This is a genomic window from Pseudomonas sp. KH_046_1 (assembly GCF_057839025.1).
The window spans coordinates 3,292,566-3,308,798 of record NZ_CM174481.1; the positions used below are offsets into that span (position 1 = coordinate 3,292,566).

General features: G+C 57.2%; 17 protein-coding genes. 7 read left to right on the forward strand and 10 right to left on the reverse strand.

Going from position 1 to position 16,233, the window contains the following annotated elements; translation table 11 throughout:
- Positions 1-40: 40 nt before the first annotated feature.
- Entirely contained in the window at positions 41-1,006 is a 966-nt protein-coding gene (locus AC3IT9_RS15175) for a DMT family transporter (RefSeq protein ID WP_489270247.1), read from the reverse strand.
- 78 nt (positions 1,007-1,084) lie between these two features.
- Here AC3IT9_RS15175 and AC3IT9_RS15180 point away from each other — a divergent pair, with 78 nt between their 5' ends.
- The 3 genes from AC3IT9_RS15180 (at position 1,085) to AC3IT9_RS15190 (ending at position 4,198) form a co-directional block, all read left to right on the forward strand.
- The gene (locus AC3IT9_RS15180) at positions 1,085-1,957 is read left to right on the forward strand and encodes a LysR family transcriptional regulator (RefSeq protein ID WP_489270248.1); all 873 of its coding nucleotides are present in this window, start codon (positions 1,085-1,087) and stop codon (positions 1,955-1,957) included.
- Positions 1,958-2,069: 112 nt separating this feature from the next.
- A complete protein-coding gene (locus AC3IT9_RS15185; RefSeq protein WP_489270249.1) occupies positions 2,070-3,602 on the forward strand; it encodes an EAL domain-containing protein in 1,533 nt (510 codons plus the stop codon).
- Positions 3,603-3,835: 233 nt separating this feature from the next.
- The gene (locus tag AC3IT9_RS15190; protein WP_008065377.1) at positions 3,836-4,198 is read left to right on the forward strand and encodes a histone-like nucleoid-structuring protein, MvaT/MvaU family; all 363 of its coding nucleotides are present in this window, start codon (positions 3,836-3,838) and stop codon (positions 4,196-4,198) included.
- Positions 4,199-4,361: 163 nt separating this feature from the next.
- On the opposite strand, the gene AC3IT9_RS15195 is transcribed toward AC3IT9_RS15190, so the two are convergent.
- Entirely contained in the window at positions 4,362-4,880 is a 519-nt protein-coding gene (locus AC3IT9_RS15195) for a DUF4946 domain-containing protein (RefSeq protein ID WP_150753533.1), read from the reverse strand.
- 144 nt (positions 4,881-5,024) lie between these two features.
- Between AC3IT9_RS15195 and gloA the strand changes: the two genes are divergently transcribed.
- Positions 5,025-5,546 carry a lactoylglutathione lyase gene (gloA, locus tag AC3IT9_RS15200; protein ID WP_090455458.1) on the forward strand — a complete coding sequence of 174 codons (522 nt, stop codon included), beginning with the start codon at positions 5,025-5,027 and terminating at the stop codon, positions 5,544-5,546.
- 133 nt (positions 5,547-5,679) lie between these two features.
- Here gloA and ahpF read toward each other — a convergent pair whose 3' ends face one another.
- From ahpF to AC3IT9_RS15215, 3 genes are all read right to left on the reverse strand, one after another.
- The gene (gene ahpF, locus AC3IT9_RS15205; RefSeq protein ID WP_489270250.1) at positions 5,680-7,242 is read right to left on the reverse strand and encodes an alkyl hydroperoxide reductase subunit F; all 1,563 of its coding nucleotides are present in this window, start codon (positions 7,240-7,242) and stop codon (positions 5,680-5,682) included.
- A gap of 127 nt (positions 7,243-7,369) precedes the next feature.
- Entirely contained in the window at positions 7,370-7,933 is a 564-nt protein-coding gene (ahpC, locus tag AC3IT9_RS15210; RefSeq protein WP_007975937.1) for an alkyl hydroperoxide reductase subunit C, read from the reverse strand.
- A 405-nt stretch (positions 7,934-8,338) separates the two neighbouring features.
- Positions 8,339-9,277: a site-specific integrase gene (locus AC3IT9_RS15215; RefSeq protein WP_489270251.1), complete on the reverse strand. Its 939-nt coding sequence runs from the start codon at positions 9,275-9,277 to the stop codon at positions 8,339-8,341.
- A 179-nt stretch (positions 9,278-9,456) separates the two neighbouring features.
- Here AC3IT9_RS15215 and AC3IT9_RS15220 point away from each other — a divergent pair, with 179 nt between their 5' ends.
- Entirely contained in the window at positions 9,457-10,467 is a 1,011-nt protein-coding gene (locus AC3IT9_RS15220) for a DNA-binding protein (protein WP_150753529.1), read from the forward strand.
- Here AC3IT9_RS15220 and gorA read toward each other — a convergent pair.
- The 3 genes from gorA to galU all read right to left on the reverse strand — a co-directional run bounded on the left by gorA (position 10,464) and on the right by galU (position 14,622).
- The gene (gorA, locus tag AC3IT9_RS15225) at positions 10,464-11,822 is read right to left on the reverse strand and encodes a glutathione-disulfide reductase (protein ID WP_489270253.1); all 1,359 of its coding nucleotides are present in this window, start codon (positions 11,820-11,822) and stop codon (positions 10,464-10,466) included. The two genes, AC3IT9_RS15220 and gorA, sit on opposite strands and share 4 nt — an antisense overlap.
- A 107-nt stretch (positions 11,823-11,929) precedes the next feature.
- A complete protein-coding gene (locus tag AC3IT9_RS15230; protein WP_489270254.1) occupies positions 11,930-13,444 on the reverse strand; it encodes an MFS transporter in 1,515 nt (504 codons plus the stop codon).
- Between the two features lie 338 nt (positions 13,445-13,782).
- A complete protein-coding gene (gene galU / locus AC3IT9_RS15235; protein WP_093220174.1) occupies positions 13,783-14,622 on the reverse strand; it encodes a UTP--glucose-1-phosphate uridylyltransferase GalU in 840 nt (279 codons plus the stop codon).
- Positions 14,623-14,912: 290 nt separating this feature from the next.
- Between galU and AC3IT9_RS15240 the strand changes: the two genes are divergently transcribed.
- Together AC3IT9_RS15240 and AC3IT9_RS15245 are read left to right on the forward strand one after the other, a co-directional pair.
- The gene (locus AC3IT9_RS15240; RefSeq protein ID WP_007985505.1) at positions 14,913-15,101 is read left to right on the forward strand and encodes a hypothetical protein; all 189 of its coding nucleotides are present in this window, start codon (positions 14,913-14,915) and stop codon (positions 15,099-15,101) included.
- A gap of 138 nt (positions 15,102-15,239) precedes the next feature.
- Positions 15,240-15,521, forward strand: a complete 282-nt coding sequence (locus AC3IT9_RS15245) for a hypothetical protein (RefSeq protein WP_150723686.1) — start codon at positions 15,240-15,242, stop codon at positions 15,519-15,521.
- Positions 15,522-15,532: 11 nt separating this feature from the next.
- On the opposite strand, the gene AC3IT9_RS15250 is transcribed toward AC3IT9_RS15245, so the two are convergent.
- Together AC3IT9_RS15250 and AC3IT9_RS15255 are read right to left on the reverse strand one after the other, a co-directional pair.
- On the reverse strand, positions 15,533-15,763 hold the full coding sequence (locus AC3IT9_RS15250; protein WP_008053025.1) for a hypothetical protein: 231 nt from the start codon (positions 15,761-15,763) through the stop codon (positions 15,533-15,535).
- Between the two features lie 72 nt (positions 15,764-15,835).
- The gene (locus AC3IT9_RS15255; RefSeq protein WP_150723685.1) at positions 15,836-16,192 is read right to left on the reverse strand and encodes a hypothetical protein; all 357 of its coding nucleotides are present in this window, start codon (positions 16,190-16,192) and stop codon (positions 15,836-15,838) included.
- Positions 16,193-16,233 lie beyond the last annotated feature (41 nt).

Consider the following 16,233-nt stretch of genomic DNA (forward strand, 5'->3'; position numbering starts at 1 on the left):
ATTATTATTGTATGCGTAAACCGATTCTACACAGCGTAAATCAGTTTGTCCGCCTTCTGTATAAAATCCCCTTTTTCCTGGCCCGCGCAAGGGGTTTGTTGCAGAGGAAAATTCCCGCCAGTATCAGCCCGCCACCCAGGCACATGGCCAGCGTCAGCGGCTCATCCAGTAGCAGCGCGCCAAGGATCACCGCTGTCAGCGGGTTCAAGGCAATGAACACCCCGGAACGGGTCGCACCGATTTTGCGGATGCCGTCGTAGTAGCCGATGTAAGCCAGCGCCGAACCCAGTACCCCCAGGTACAAAAGACTCAACCATTGCTGCGCACCCAGATGGGCGATCGCGGTAACACTCACCTCACCGCGCATGATGCAGGCCATCCAGAGCATGACGGTGCCCAGCAGGATCGAATAGGTCACGGTTTGCACCGGTCCCAGGGTGTGGTTCAGCTCTTTGGAGAACAGCGAGTAGACACCCCAGCCGAGGACGCAACCGAAAATCAGCAGATCGCCGAGCCAGGTATCGGCACCGCCGGCCAGTAATTGCGGGTCGCGACTGACGATCACCATGCTCGCGCCCGCCATGCAGATCGCAATGCCGACGACTTTGGCCCGGTTCAAGCGCTCCTTGAACAGCAGCCAGGAGGCCAGGCCGATCACCGCCGGATTCAACGCCACGATCAAGGACGCCCGTGAAGCGTTGATGAAATGCAGGCCATAAAAGAAGCACAGGTTGTAAAAAAAGATCCCGAAAAAGCCAAGCAATAACAACTGCAGCCATTGCCGGACGCTAGGCCGGACCAGCGGTGTCCGCGCCATGCGTATAAACAGCAGCAACGCCACGCTGGCCAGCAGAAACCGCAGGCTGGCCGCCAGTAACGGGCTGAGGCCGCCAGCCAGATAGCGACCGGCAACGAAGGTGCCACCCCACACCATGGTGACCACCGCCAGTTTCAGATACACCGGCAAATCCGAGGGTTTTGACAGGCTTTGCTCGCAGATCGTCATAAGATTCCAGGACCGGATGTCGGAGAGATGACGTATCATTCGACTAATACCCAGTCATCGTAAAATGAGCAAACACTCATGACCCTCACTCAACTGGAGATTTTCTCCCTGGTGGCCGAACTCCACGGCTTCACGGCTGCGGCCAATCGCCTGGGTATTTCCCAATCGGCGGTGTCCCATGCCTTGAAGTCCCTGGAGCTGGAGTTGGGTGTCGAACTGTTGCGCCGGCATCAATCCCAGGTCGAATTGAGCGACATTGGCCAGCAGCTGTTGCTGCGTGCCCGGGCGATGCTCGGCCTGGCCAACACCCTGCGCCAGGAAGCGGCCGATGCGCGGGGCATGAAACGCGGCACGCTGCGTATCGGCTCCTTCGGCCCGACGTCATCGATCAAATTGCTGCCGTTGATACTGCAGCAGTACCGCGCCGCCCATCCCGGCATAGAGGTGCATATCGACGAAGGCCCCGACCGCCAGGTGCTCCAGTGGCTGGAGGAACGACGGATCGACATCGGCTTTGTGGTATTGCCCGAGGAACGTTTCGACACGGTCGCGTTGATCGAAGACCAGATGGTTGCGCTGCTGCCCGCCGCCCACCCGCTGGCGGTTCACGACAGCCTGAGCCTGAAGGACCTGTGCGATTTCCCGTTCGTGCTGACCGAGGCCGGTTCTTCGGAGCTGGTTTTACGCCTGTTCACGGTGGCCCGACTGGCGCCCAACATCCGATATCGCTGCTCGCAGTTGATCAGCACCCTGGATGTCGTCGCTCGTGGCGACGGTGTGACGGTCGTTGCCGAAGGTTCATTGCCCAATCAAATTGACCGCCGCTGTGTGAAAAAACCGCTGTCGCCGGCAGTGTTGCGCCAGGTCGGCCTGGCGGTGCTCGACCGACGCCAGGCATCACCCGCGACGCTGGCCTTCATCAGCCTGGCCGAAAGCCTTGACTTGCGTTGAGCGGCATAACCGCCAACGGCCAACTATCATGGCCCATACCCGAACTCTTCATGGGAGGCGTTTTGCCCTGCCATCATTTGAGAGCCTTACTTCTTCGTGACAGGATTCGCGAATGCCGTTGAAAGCCAAAACCCGTAGTCGCAACACAAGAATTGCTGTGACCCTGATCAGTGGATTGCTCCCGGTGCTGCTGGGGACCGCCATTCTTTATATGCAAGCAGGGCGTGCGCTCAAACAAGACACCGAACAAACTGCCGAAGAAGCGATTCGCCAGTTCGACCTGATGCTCGACAACACCGCTCAGGCCGCTCGTGAACTACTGCCGCTGGCGGGCCAACGTTGCGCTGACGTCAGTCTGGCCCTGCGCGAGCAGGTCACTCGCCGCCCATTCGTGAGCTCAACCAATCTGGTGTGGGACAACAACCTCTATTGCAGCTCTCTGTTCGGCGACTACCAGGAGAAAGTCAACCCCGGTGACTACACCCAGGGCGCCTTATGGCTCATGAGCGGCAATCCGGTAACACCCGACACCGCCTTGCTGGTCTACCGCCTGAGCGAAGGAAAAAAAGGTGCACTGACGACCCTCTATGGTCATCACTTGAGCAATATCCTGCGCTTGATAAGCCGCAAGACTTTGCTATTGCTGCAAGTTGGCCCGGACTGGATATCCGCCGACGGCAAGGTTCACAGGGGCGCTGCGCCTGACCTGCCCGTTGCGCAAAGTCGATTGATCTCCCAGCATTATGCTTTTGCCGTGGAAGCGGGTTTCCCCAAAGGCGAAACCTGGCGATACATGAGCAGCGAATATCCACCGTTGTTCAGCCTGCTGATTTTCTTCGGTGTGATTGCCGGGGCAATTGGTCACTTCCTGCAAAAGCGCTCATCGGCACCCACCCAGGAAATGCAGCGGGCACTGGAAGCTGCAGAGTTCATTCCGTATTTCCAGCCCGTGGTGCATGGCGACAGCAAAAGCTGGTCCGGCGCTGAAGTGCTGATGCGCTGGAAACATCCGAAGGAAGGCTTGGTGCGTCCGGATCTGTTCATTCCGTTTGCCGAGCACTCCGGGCTGATAGTGCCAATGACCCGCTCGCTGATGCGACAAACCGCCGCCCTGCTCGCGCCGCACTCCGCCAGATTCAACAAGCCGTTTCACATTGGTATCAACATCACCGCCAGCCATTGCCAGGACCTGGAGCTGATCAAGGATTGCCGCGAGTTTCTCGATGCGTTTGAACCAGGCTCGATCCATCTGGTACTGGAACTGACCGAGCGCGAACTGATCGAGCCCACGGCCATCACCCTGCAATTGTTCGAGCAACTTCGCGAACTGGGCGTGAAAATCGCCATCGACGACTTCGGCACGGGCCACTCAAGCCTTGGCTACCTGCGGCAGTTCAATGTCGATTTTCTGAAAATCGACCAGAGTTTTGTCGCCATGATCGGCATCGACACACTCTCCAGCCACATACTGGACAGCATCATCGAACTGGCGGTCAAACTCGACCTTGCCCTGGTGGCCGAAGGTGTCGAAACCCGTGAGCAGAGTGATTACCTGAGCGCTCACCGGGTCAACTTCCTGCAAGGTTATCTGTTCGGAAAACCCATGCCCGGCACGGAATTCATTAGTGCATTAAGCAACCATTAACTAGTGGATTTAACCGACAAAAAAACGATTACGCGCACCAATTTGAATCAAAACACTACTGCCGTTACATGAAAAAAAAGACAGGATTTACTCTTGGCCAATTAACTACTACAATTTTACATGCCTGCGCTAAATTGGCAGGTGAGCCACTATCACCGAGTCGCTTCAAGGCTCTTGGCTTATAGCTTTGTTTGCGGTTGGTATCAGCCAAACACACTATTGGAGTAAAGATATTGTCCAGACTCGCTGAATTCCGTGCAGCCGAAAAGGCTCTTCAAGAACAGCTCAAGCAGCTGGAATCCCTGAAGAACGATGCCGGGCTCAAGAAAGAAATCGAATTCGAAGAGAAGCTCCAGGGCTTGATGAAAACCTATGGCAAGAGCCTGCGCGACATCATCGCCATTCTCGACCCTAACCCGGCAAAATCCGGCCTGCAGCAGGCAGCACCTAAAACCCGCCGCGCCCGCGTGGTCAAGGTTTATCAGAACCCGCACACCGGCGAGCTGATTGAAACCAAGGGCGGCAACCACCGCGGCCTGAAAGCCTGGAAAGAACAGTACGGTGCAGCCACCGTTGATTCCTGGCTGCGCGGCTAACTCTCGCGGCGACAAAAAAGCCCTGCTTATGCAGGGCTTTTTCATGGGTTATCTAAATGCCCGGGGCGGACACCCGTCAACTACCTGACTGCCACCAACTTTGCGCTTAATCCATTTGGATATCTAAAATTTTCTTCATGCATCGAAAAAGCACTGTCGCTGACTAAAGTTTCAGACTGTTACGGGCAGCGTCTATTTCATCCTGGCTCGTCTTATAAGCCTCGGCCTGCCCTGCGTAGGAAAGAACATAGGCCTTATCGGCATCCACCGCGGCCACCAATGTTTGAGAAAGCACATGCCTGCCGTTTTGCGTGATGGTGCAGGTTGTTTCCAGCGCGGCCAATCGACTCAACGTAGTCGAATGAATTCGCGTGCAGACACTTTGATACCCGCCCTGAAAGAAGTCTTTTTGAACCGACTTGCGCATCTCCAGCAATACGCCTTCGAGGTTTACCTGGTGATCGCTTTGCACCGGGCTCATGGTCAGTTCCATCACCATGAGCGGCGATCCATTCTGATCATTTTTTACCGCCCGCTGGCGACTGACCCCCGACGCCGATTCAGGCACGACTTCGACCTGCCAGCCTTCCGGCCAGGTCACTACTGGTGCATCGGCGCGGGCAATGCCAGCCAGCGAAAACACGCTTAGCAGGATGAACAGCACGTTACGGAATCGAATCATTGCAATGGGCACTCAAGGATCAAGCCGTAAAGTCTGGGCTCAGGCCGGCTGTCAGGCAATAGCCGACTGTTTGGGTTTGGTGATGTCCGAACCCTTGCGTATCATTGTCGCCATTCGTTAGCCCACATATTTCCCGGAGGGCCCATGAGCCTGCACGAATTGAACACCTTCCCCGGCGTCACCGCCCAACCGGACGCCGCCACGCAGAAATTTGTCTTCAACCACACCATGCTGCGGGTCAAGGACATCACCAAGTCCCTGGACTTCTACACACGCATTCTGGGTTTTACCCTGGTGGAAAAACGCGACTTCCCGGAAGCCGAGTTCAGCCTGTATTTCCTGGCGCTGGTCGACAAAAACCAGATCCCGGCCGATGCCGCGGCGCGCACCGAGTGGATGAAATCGATCCCCGGCATTCTGGAGTTGACCCACAACCATGGCACCGAGAACGATGCGGATTTCGCCTACCACAATGGCAACACCGACCCCCGCGGTTTCGGCCACATCTGCATCTCGGTGCCGGACATCGTCGCCGCCTGCGAACGCTTTGAAGCACTGGGCTGCGATTTCCAGAAACGCTTGAGCGATGGCCGCATGAAGAGCCTGGCATTCATCAAGGACCCGGACGCCTACTGGGTCGAGATCATTCAGCCAGCACCACTGTAAATCAGTATCAAAAGATCGCAGCCTGCGGCAGCTCCTAAGGAGATCGGTGCAGGAGCTGCCGCAGGCTGCGATCTTTTGATCCATAAAAAACCCCATGATCAATCATGGGTTTTTTTGTTTTCAGCGCCAGGATTTATGCCGGTGCAGAAGTGCGGATCAAGTGATCGAAAGCACTCAGCGAAGCCTTGGCGCCCTCGCCCACTGCGATCACGATCTGCTTGTACGGCACGGTGGTCACGTCGCCGGCGGCAAACACACCCGGTACCGACGTTTCACCCCGAGCGTCAACGATGATCTCGCCACGGGGCGACAACTCGATGGTGCCTTTGAGCCAATCGGTGTTGGGCAGCAGACCGATCTGCACAAAGATCCCTTCCAACTCCACACTGCGCAACTCGTCGCTCTGACGATCCTTGTAGCGCAGGCCGTTGACCTTCTGGCCGTCGCCGGTGACCTCGGTGGTTTGCGCACTAGTAATCACGGTAACGTTCGGCAAGCTGTGCAACTTGCGCTGCAATACCGCATCGGCACGCAACTGCACATCGAACTCCAGCAGCGTGACATGGGACACGATACCGGCCAGGTCGATGGCCGCTTCGACGCCGGAGTTGCCGCCACCAATCACCGCCACGCGCTTGCCCTTGAACAACGGACCGTCGCAGTGCGGGCAGTACGCCACGCCTTTGTTGCGGTATTGCTGCTCGCCCGGCACGTTCATTTCACGCCACCGCGCGCCGGTTGCGAGGATCACGGTCTTGGCCTTGAGCTTCGCGCCGCTGGCGAAGTGGACTTCGTGCAACTCACCTTCTTTGCCAGTGATCAATTTGTCTGCACGCTGCAGATTCATGATGTCCACGTCGTACTGCTTGACGTGCTCCTCCAGGGCCACGGCCAGCTTCGGCCCTTCGGTTTCCTGCACCGAGATAAAGTTCTCGATGGCCATGGTATCCAGCACCTGCCCACCAAAACGCTCTGCCGCGATGCCGGTGCGAATACCTTTGCGAGCCGCATAGATCGCCGCCGAAGCACCGGCTGGCCCACCGCCGACCACCAGCACGTCAAAGGCATCCTTGGCGCTGATCTTCTCAGCCTGGCGCTCGATGCCGCTGGTGTCGATTTTGGCAAGGATTTCTTCCAGACCCATGCGCCCCTGGCCGAAGTTAACACCGTTGAGGTAGATGCTTGGGACCGCCATGATCTGGCGTTCATCAACTTCAGCCTGGAACAGCGCGCCGTCGATGGCGACGTGGCGAATGTTCGGGTTCAGTACCGCCATCAGGTTCAGCGCCTGGACCACGTCCGGGCAGTTCTGGCAGGACAGCGAGAAGTAAGTCTCGAAGTTGAACTCGCCCTTGAGCGAGCGGATCTGTTCGATCACTTCGGCACTGGCTTTGGACGGGTGACCGCCGACTTGCAGCAAGGCCAGCACCAAGGACGTGAATTCGTGGCCCATCGGGATGCCGGCGAAACGCAGGCTGATATCGGCTCCCGGACGATTGATCGAGAACGACGGCTTGCGTGCATCATCGCCGTTGTCGAGCAAGGTAATCTGGGTGGAAAGACTGGTAACGTCTTTCAACAGTTCGAGCATTTCCTGGGATTTCGCACCGTCGTCGAGGGAAGCAACGATCTCGATCGGCTGGGTGACCCGTTCCAGGTACGATTTCAACTGGGCTTTAAGATTGGTGTCCAACATACGGGCGATTTCCTTGAATTCTTGAGACAAAAAAACGCCCGAGCGAATCTCGCCCGGGCGTTTTTATTGGGCGGTGCAGCTTGCTTAGAAGGTGCGGAAGTCCGCCCTGATGAAACGCGTCACAGACTTAGATCTTGCCGACCAGGTCCAGGGACGGCGCCAGAGTGGCCTCGCCTTCTTTCCACTTGGCCGGGCAAACCTGACCTGGGTGAGCAGCGACGTACTGGGCAGCCTTGATCTTGCGCAGCAGCTCGGAAGCGTCACGGCCTACACCGCCGTCGTTCAGTTCAACGATCTTGATCTGGCCTTCCGGGTTGATCACGAAGGTGCCGCGGTCAGCCAGGCCTGCTTCTTCGATCAGCACGTCGAAGTTGCGGGAGATGGCGTGAGTCGGGTCGCCAATCATGGTGTACTGGATCTTGCCGATGGCTGGCGAAGTGTTGTGCCAGGCAGCGTGGGCAAAGTGAGTGTCGGTGGAAACGCTGTAGATCTCGACGCCGAGCTTCTGGAACGCGTCGTAGTTGTCGGCCAGGTCTTCCAGTTCGGTCGGGCAGACGAAGGTGAAGTCGGCCGGGTAGAAGAACACCACAGACCACTTGCCTTTGAGGTCAGCGTCCGAGACTTTTACGAAGTCGCCATTTTTGAATGCGTCAGCTTTGAACGGTTTAACTTGGCTGTTGATGATAGGCATCGTTGACTCTCCGTCAGGGGTTAAGAAGTTGATGGAGAGAACTTTACCCACTCGACGGACGGTTGGCTCATTGGCAAACCTGATGCTGCTGATTGGCTTTCGCTATTAGCCAGCTGTATTAATAGAAGAAAACGGTATCTAGGGGGTGTTCTCAATTAGTTTCCCCTCCGCGTTGTGCCTTAAAGCTGGCCAGGCAAGGCGTAGGCCGCTGGGAATGGTTGTTCCCTTTCCAAGGCCTGCAACGCAGCATGGCCAGCTTTAAGGCACAACCCGAAGGGCCGGGCCTGCTGTTGTGCAGGGCTGTGTTGCTCGAAGCTGATTTGGAATGACCAAACTGCGCTTCTCGCGCCTTGCCCTGCACAACAGCAGACCCGGCGCGGAGGGGAAACTAATTGAGAACACCCCCTAGGGTGACACGGGCTTTTCCGTGATACGCGCCATGCCGAGGAACGGACTGGCTTCGATGTAGCGCATGGCTGACTTCATGTCTTTCCAGCCTACATAGCTCATCAGCGACTTCAAATCCCAGCCACTCTGATGCGCCCAGGTGGCAAAACCGCGACGCAAGGAGTGACTGGTGTAAAGCTCGCCGGCGATACCTGCTCGCGCCAACGCCTGACGTAATAACGGAATCACACTGTTGGCGTGCAATCCCTCCTCGCCCAGACGCCCCCAGCGGTCGATGCCACGGAACACCGGCCCCCGCACCAGTGCCGCCTCGGTAATCCAGTCGATATAAGCCTGCACCGGACACAAGCGTTGCAAGGCCGGCGTTTGATAGGTCTTGCCGAGGTTGTCGCGATCACTCTTGCTGCGCGGCAGATAGAGACTGATGCCGGAACCGGCGCTGGCCTGCACGTGTTCCACCTGGAGCCGGCACAACTCATCGCTACGAAAGCCGCGCCAGAAGCCCAGCAGGATCAAGGCCATGTCGCGCCTGGCCCGTAGCAAACCCGCTCGGTCGCCTTCGGCCCTGGCGGTTTGCACTTCTTGCTCCAGACAACTGACCACCTGTTCCAGATGCTGAAGCTGCAAGGGTTCGGCTTGTTTTTCCTGGGCCGGGTGCAGCGCGCGAATGCCCTTGAACACCTTGCGTACCACTGGCGCCTTGGTGGGATCGGCAAAACCCTGGCTGTTGTGCCACTGCGCCAATGCCGACAAACGCAGTTTCAGCGTGTTGATCGACAACACACCGGCATGGGCCACCAGGTAGCGCGCCACGCTGTCGCCAGTGGCCGGCAGAAAACCGCCCCATGTGACTTCGAAGTGCTCGATGGCTGCGCGATAGCTGCGACGGGTGTTGTCGCGCGTCGCCGCCTGTAGGTAACGATCCAGCTCAGACATGGGGGTCAACTCTTGAATTCATACCGCTTTGACGGGTCAAAAACCGGTATTGGGTGTATCACACGGGGTAATACCAGTATATCCCGTGTCAGTTACATTCAGCATTTAACTTTATGAATTGAATGGTACAATGTGTATTTACGTGGTACGTACCACATCATCAAAACCCTGGAGATCTCATGGCACGCGGCGGTGTAAATAAAGCGGTGGTTCAAGCCGCTCGGTTGGCGATCCTCGCTCGCGGCGAAAACCCCAGCATCGATGCCGTACGCATCGAGATGGGCAATACCGGCTCGAAAACCACGATTCATCGATATCTCAAGGAGCTGGATAACCGGAGCGAACCTGCCGAAGCGCCAGCGGAACCGATTGACGACGAACTGATGGCGCTGGTGGCGCGGCTCGCACAAAGACTCAAGGAGCAGGCGCAAGAACCCATCGACCAGGCGCGTACGCAGTACGAGGAACAACGCAAGGCGCTGGATAACCAGCTCGGCGAAGCGCAAGAGGCCAACAGCGAACTGCACCAGCAATACGAATTTCAAAGCCTGGCACTGACTCAGGAATCCGAAGCCCTGCACGAAACCCGCGCCATGCTGCAAACGGAGCAGACCCGAAACGCCGGGTTGAACCAGGCGCTGGCTGATTTCGAACTGCGGTTGAAAGACAAGGACGAGCAGATCCGCTCCCTTGAGGAAAAACACCTGCACACCCGCGACGCGCTGGAGCACTACCGCAATGCGGTCAAGGAACAGCGCGAACAGGAAATGAGTCGCCACGAAGGCCAGGTGCAACAGCTACAGATGGAACTGCGCCAGGCACAACAAAGCGCGCTGGTACGCCAGGATGAAATCACCCAGTTGCACCGCGACAACGAACGCTTGCTGACTGAAAACCGCGGCACGCTGCGCGAGCTGAGCCTGCTGCAAGAACAGCTCAAGCAAAGCAATACCCGCCAGGATCAGTTGCTGGAACAGACCACCCGCGTCGACGGCGAGCGCACCCTCCTCCAGGAACGCCTGCGTGTCGCCCTGCTGGAAAGCCAGGCACTCAAACAGAACGTCGATGAGCAGTCGCAGCTCAACAGGTCATTGGAAATGGATCTGGCCAAGACCCGGGCGGATCTGGAAGAACGCGTACGTCTGGCCGCGACCCTTGCGGCAGCGGCAGACGCAGCGAAGGACAATTAACCAGCGACCGGCGACCGCATGGTGACGAACTCTTCGGCGGCCGTCGGGTGCACCCCGATGGTTTCGTCGAAGTCGCGCTTGGTGGCGCCGGCCTTCAAGGCAATCGCCAGGCCCTGGACGATTTCACCGGCTTCCGGGCCGACCATGTGGCAACCCAGGACCTTGTCGGTCCCGGCGTCCACCACCAGCTTCATCAGCGTGCGCTCCTGGCATTCGGTCAGGGTCAGCTTCATCGGCCGGAAGCGGCTTTCGAAGATCTGCACCTCGTGGCCGGCTTCGCGAGCCTCTTCTTCGGTCAGACCGACAGTGCCGATGTTTGGCAGGCTGAACACCGCCGTCGGGATCATCTTGTAATCCACCGGACGATACTGCTCTGGCTTGAACAGGCGCCGTGCCACCGCCATGCCTTCAGCCAGGGCCACCGGAGTCAGTTGAACACGGCCGATCACATCACCCAGCGCCAGGATCGACGGCTCGGCGGTTTGATACAGCTCATCGACCTCGACGAAGCCTTTCTTGTCGAGTTTGACCCCGGTGTTTTCCAGCCCCAGATTGTCCAGCATCGGACGACGACCCGTGGCGTAGAACACGCAATCGGCATCCAGTTGGCGACCATCCTTGAGCGTGACTTTCAGGCTGCCATCGGCCTGCTTCTCGATGCGCTCGATGTCCGCATTGAATTGCAGGTCCATGCCGCGCTTGGTCAACTCTTCCTGCAAATGCTTGCGCACGGAACCGTCGAAGCCGCGCAGGAACAATTCGCCGCGATACAGCAGCGTGGTCTGCGCACCGAGGCCATGGAAGATCCCGGCGAACTCGACCGCAATGTAGCCACCGCCCACCACCAACACCCGCTTGGGCAGTTCTTTGAGGAAGAACGCCTGGTTGGAACTGATGGCATGCTCGTGCCCCGGAATCTCCGGAATCTGCGGCCAGCCGCCGGTAGCGATCAGGATATTTCTGGCGGTAAAGCGCTCGCCATTGATCTCGACCTGATGCGGGTCGACGATCTTCGCGTGACCTTCATGCAAGGTCACGCCACTGTTGACCAGCAGGTTGCGATAAATGCCATTGAGGCGATTGATCTCGCGGTCCTTGTTGGCGATCAAAGTCGCCCAGTCGAACTGTGCTTCATCCAGACCCCAGCCAAAACCGGAAGCCTGCTCGAAGTCTTCGGCGAAGTGCGCACCGTAGACCAGCAATTTTTTCGGAACGCAGCCGACGTTCACGCAGGTCCCGCCCAGATAACGGCTCTCGGCCACGGCCACTTTCGCACCAAACCCGGCGGCAAACCGCGCAGCCCGCACACCGCCGGAACCGGCACCAATCACATAAAGGTCAAAATCGTAGGCCATTTTCAATCTCCTCGGCAGGCCAACAGCATACCTGCGGACGGCCGCTGAGCAAGCATTGTGCTGAAATGCTCGGGCCGTGCGATGCGCGGCCCAATCTTCGTTTTCGATCAATACCCCTCTGCAGATTGCGTTTTCGATGTCCGCAGAGTGCGCCAAGCAATCAAAATCGCCATGAGTGCCAAGCCGAACGTCACCCACGAAACCAAACCGATTCCACCTTCGAATGCCCTTCCCGCCTGCGCCATCAATTCCCTTGCTTGATCACCCGACAAGTCTGCCGCCACATGATAGGCGCCAGACAGCGTCTCACTCGCCAGCATCATCTGCACTTCGCTCAGGAACCCCGGAAGCTGCAATGCACCGCGATAGTAGGCGGTGACGACACCGCCGAGCACTGTCGTCCCCAAAACCACACCCACTTCATAGGCCGTTTCGCTAATGGCAGACGCGGCGCCCGCCTTTGCCGGTGGTGCGGCTGACAAAATCACATCATTGGACACCGTCGCGATCGCGCCCACGCCAATGTTCAGCAAGGCAAAAGCCACCACTAGAACGGTCAGGCTACTGCCCATGCTGGCGACCAGCAAAAACGCCGCTCCAGCAAACGCCATCAAAATCGGTATCAGCACATGCACCTGTAATCGCTGTGCGACAGGCACGACCGCCATCCCCACTACAATCGCCATGACCTGACCAGGAATCAACGCGAGGCTAGCACTCAAGGGCGACATCTGAAGAACGATCTGCAGGAACTGAGTGGTAAAGAATACGAAGCCGACGAGAAACGCGAGACTCATCAAATTGATCGCGACAGAGCCGCTAAAGGTGCCACTGCGGAACAGAGTCAGGTCCATCAGCGGCACTGGCAGACGTAACTGTCGACGCACAAACATCCAGCCCGCAACTGCGCCTACTGCAAACGCTGTCAGCGTCATCCAGTCGATACCATTACTGGCGCTGTGTTTAATGCCATAAACGATGGCACCAAGGGCAACCATCGATTGCAGGATGCTAAGCGGATCCAGCGGTCCTGAAGCATCTCGCTCGGATTCGGGCAACAACATTGGGCCCAATATCAGCAGCGGAACCAACACGGGCACCGCCAACAGGAAAATCGCCCCCCAACTGAAGAACTCCAGTAATACACCGCCCACCAAAGGACCGAGTGCCGAACCTACTGTCAATGTTGTTGCCCAGATCGCGACTGCCAGTCTGCGTTCTTCTCGGTCCTCGAACACCGAACGTATCAACGCCAACGTTGAGGGCATCAGCATTGCACTGAAAACGCCCATACAAGCTCGCCCGGCAATCAGTTGCGGGGCGGTATCGGAATACGCGGTTAGCACCGACACAATCGCAAAACCCAAGGACCCGACCAGCAACAACTTACGATGACCGACTCGATCGCCCAGACTACCCATCGACACCAGCAATCCAGCCAACACCAGCGAATAAGCATCGATCATCCACAACTGCTCACTAGCACTCGGACGCAGGGCCTCGGCAATCTTTGGCAACGCGAATCCAAGCACCGTATTGTCAATTGTTACCAGCAGTACCGGTAGCATCAGTACGCTTAGAGCCAACCACCGTTTTAGGGTCACACTTCCTGTTAACGCCATTCACGAAACTCCATTTCCTCATAAAACCCCAGCGACTTTAAGCGCGCCCTTGACCCGACATGAGTAATGCCATGCAAACCGGCTCGGGTATATCCCATTTAATACAGACGTTTTTAGCCGCAACAATCATCGGTGCCCCTGCAATTAACAAATCAGGATTTTCTTTCGCAACTCCCACCGATGGATGTCAGGCGATACCTACCTTCTCACTCCCCTGCATACTTGAGCCCGCACAAAAGCAAACGCCCCGAACAAGTCGGGGCGTTTGCCTGGGCCTTCATCTGTTTGTTGTTACACAACCTGAGAAGGGGAATTCAATACAAGCAGCGCAAGCGTTATCAGTACGCCTTACCCGTCTTGTAGAAGTTCTCGAAGCAGAAGTTGGTCGCGTCGATGTAGCCTTCGGCGCCACCGCAGTCGAAACGTTTGCCCTTGAACTTGTAGGCAATCACGCAACCGTCCTGCGCCTGCTTCATCAGGGCGTCAGTGATCTGGATCTCGCCACCTTTGCCTGGGTCGGTTTGTTCGATCAGGCTGAAGATGTCCGGCGTCATGATGTAACGACCGATGATCGCCAGGTTCGACGGGGCATCTTCCGGCTTTGGCTTCTCGACCATGTTGCGCACGCGGTACAGGTCGTCACCAATCAGGTCGCCGGCAATCACACCGTACTTGCTGGTTTCTTGCGGGTCGACTTCCATGATCGCGACGATGGTGCAGCGATACTGCTTGTACAGCTTGACCATCTGCTTCAGTACGCCGTCACCTTCCAGGTTGACGCACAGGTCATCCGCCAACACCACGGCGAACGGCTCGTCGCCGATCAGTGGACGACCGGTCAGGATCGCATGACCCAAACCTTTCATTTCAGTCTGGCGAGTGTAGGAGAACGAGCACTCATCCAACAGGCGGCGGATGCCGACCAGGTATTTCTCCTTGTCGGTGCCCTTGATCTGGTTTTCCAGCTCGTAGCTGATGTCGAAGTGGTCTTCCAGGGCGCGCTTGCCGCGACCGGTGACGATGGAGATTTCGTTCAAGCCAGCGTCCAGTGCTTCTTCAACGCCGTACTGGATCAGTGGCTTGTTCACCACCGGCAGCATTTCTTTGGGCATGGCTTTAGTCGCTGGCAGGAAGCGAGTACCGTAACCGGCTGCTGGGAACAAGCATTTCTTGATCATATAAGTCCTTGTAAGGGCTGTGCGTGTACGAGTTTCGGCGCAGTCTAATCAGGCGGCGTGCACCTTACAATGCCCCCGCGCTGGCTAACCGATGCCAACATAGAGAAATAAACTTGCCGATAGTTCCCTGCGGGAGTGCGCAGGTCACTGCGCAAGCCCTTATGCATAGCAGAGACTTGCGCAATTGCACGACTTAACCGTCCGGAACGAACCACCATACGCCCATCGACACCTGTTGAGTGCGTTTGGCGGTATCATGGCGCGATTGAACCAGACAACGAGGCAAATAGATGTCGGCAGTAAAAAGCGTCAACGGATTCCTGATCAATCAGGAGAAAGACGGTCAATGGTGGGTGGCCAGTGTCGCCGGTGAAAATATCGCCGGACCTTTCCCTTCCGAAGCCTTGGCAATCGAAGTAGCCTCGGTGCTGGAGCTTGAGCACCCGGAACCCAAGCGACGCGGCAAGGACAAGAGCTGATCGACGTCCGATGCGAAAAGCCCTGCCATTGCGCAGGGCTTTTTTTATGAATGCATGCAATAACGTGGCGTTTGGCTATAACCTTTTGCCTGCGACGCTGTCTCAGACATAGCCCACCCCCCTGATGATGATCAAGCCATGAACAAAATTTTGCCTTTGCTAGCGGTATTGGCCCTGAGCGGCTGCGCAACGTCGAAAGAAACCTATCTGGGTAACGGAGAGCAAGGTCTATCGATTGACTGCTCCGGGGAGGCCAATTCCTGGGCTGCGTGCTACGAAAAGGCCGATGCGTCCTGTGCAGGCAGCGGCTACAAGATCGTCGGAACCGATGGCACCCCCTCGCTCAAGGAGAGCGAAAAGACTCTCGGCGCCGACGTCGGTAACTACAAGAGCCGTAACGTCGTGGTGATCTGCAAGTAAGGCGCCGCGCCCTACATGTGGATTTCGGCGAATTTGATTCCGAGCCCGCGCACGGTATCGATCAGATCATCAAGGCGGCTGAAGGACTCGACCTCATCGTTATCATCCACCAGGAAATAGCTGCGCCCGGCACTTTTCTTGAAAAACACGATCCATTCCCCCAGCTCCGCCGGATTCTGAATCACATGGGTGGCAGAGATTAATCCCTCTGCATGGCGCTCCCGGACCTGCTCTCGCTTCATATTCGACTCCAGAAATAACGATGCCGCCAAAGCAAGGCTTTGGCGGCATCGGTGCTGATGGTCGATAGTCTATCAGCCGGAAATGCACTCGTTGGCGGCATTCTGTACATCCTTTGGCCGCACCGGGACATTGGACATGCTCTCGTGCAGCTTGATACTGCTGCCGCCAGAGCGTTCTTCAATGTCAAACACGGCAGACGGCCCCGCGGAAAACTTGAGCGGCACGATCACGCGCAAACCATCCTTGTGCGGCTGGATCTGCAAGGCGCCACGGCTCTCAGCCAGTTTTTCGCTCAGGCATTGTGCGTATTCATGGGGCTTCTTGCCAGAAATCACGTTCATCGTCGGCAAGGACTCGTCGATGTCCGAGACGTTCGCACAACCACTGATCGTCAATGCCATCGGCAACAACCACAAACCCCACTTCATACCAAACCTCCGATAAAGACCCTCGGACAGCGCAACTGCGA

Bases quoted from the DNA above. Each gene is read 5' to 3' on its own strand.
- ahpF (WP_489270250.1), bottom strand. From the start codon at position 7,242: ATGTTGGACACCAATCTTAAAGCCCAGTTGAAATCGTACCTGGAACGG.
- AC3IT9_RS15245 (WP_150723686.1), top strand. From the start codon at position 15,240: ATGAACAAAATTTTGCCTTTGCTAGCGGTATTGGCCCTGAGCGGCTGC.
- gorA (WP_489270253.1), bottom strand. From the start codon at position 11,822: ATGGCCTACGATTTTGACCTTTATGTGATTGGTGCCGGTTCCGGCGGT.
- AC3IT9_RS15240 (WP_007985505.1), top strand. From the start codon at position 14,913: ATGTCGGCAGTAAAAAGCGTCAACGGATTCCTGATCAATCAGGAGAAA.
- AC3IT9_RS15185 (WP_489270249.1), top strand. From the start codon at position 2,070: ATGCCGTTGAAAGCCAAAACCCGTAGTCGCAACACAAGAATTGCTGTG.
- AC3IT9_RS15180 (WP_489270248.1), top strand. From the start codon at position 1,085: ATGACCCTCACTCAACTGGAGATTTTCTCCCTGGTGGCCGAACTCCAC.
- AC3IT9_RS15195 (WP_150753533.1), bottom strand. From the start codon at position 4,880: ATGATTCGATTCCGTAACGTGCTGTTCATCCTGCTAAGCGTGTTTTCG.
- AC3IT9_RS15215 (WP_489270251.1), bottom strand. From the start codon at position 9,277: ATGTCTGAGCTGGATCGTTACCTACAGGCGGCGACGCGCGACAACACC.
- gloA (WP_090455458.1), top strand. From the start codon at position 5,025: ATGAGCCTGCACGAATTGAACACCTTCCCCGGCGTCACCGCCCAACCG.
- AC3IT9_RS15255 (WP_150723685.1), bottom strand. From the start codon at position 16,192: ATGAAGTGGGGTTTGTGGTTGTTGCCGATGGCATTGACGATCAGTGGT.
- AC3IT9_RS15250 (WP_008053025.1), bottom strand. From the start codon at position 15,763: ATGAAGCGAGAGCAGGTCCGGGAGCGCCATGCAGAGGGATTAATCTCT.
- galU (WP_093220174.1), bottom strand. From the start codon at position 14,622: ATGATCAAGAAATGCTTGTTCCCAGCAGCCGGTTACGGTACTCGCTTC.
- AC3IT9_RS15175 (WP_489270247.1), bottom strand. From the start codon at position 1,006: ATGACGATCTGCGAGCAAAGCCTGTCAAAACCCTCGGATTTGCCGGTG.
- AC3IT9_RS15220 (WP_150753529.1), top strand. From the start codon at position 9,457: ATGGCACGCGGCGGTGTAAATAAAGCGGTGGTTCAAGCCGCTCGGTTG.
- ahpC (WP_007975937.1), bottom strand. From the start codon at position 7,933: ATGCCTATCATCAACAGCCAAGTTAAACCGTTCAAAGCTGACGCATTC.
- AC3IT9_RS15230 (WP_489270254.1), bottom strand. From the start codon at position 13,444: ATGGCGTTAACAGGAAGTGTGACCCTAAAACGGTGGTTGGCTCTAAGC.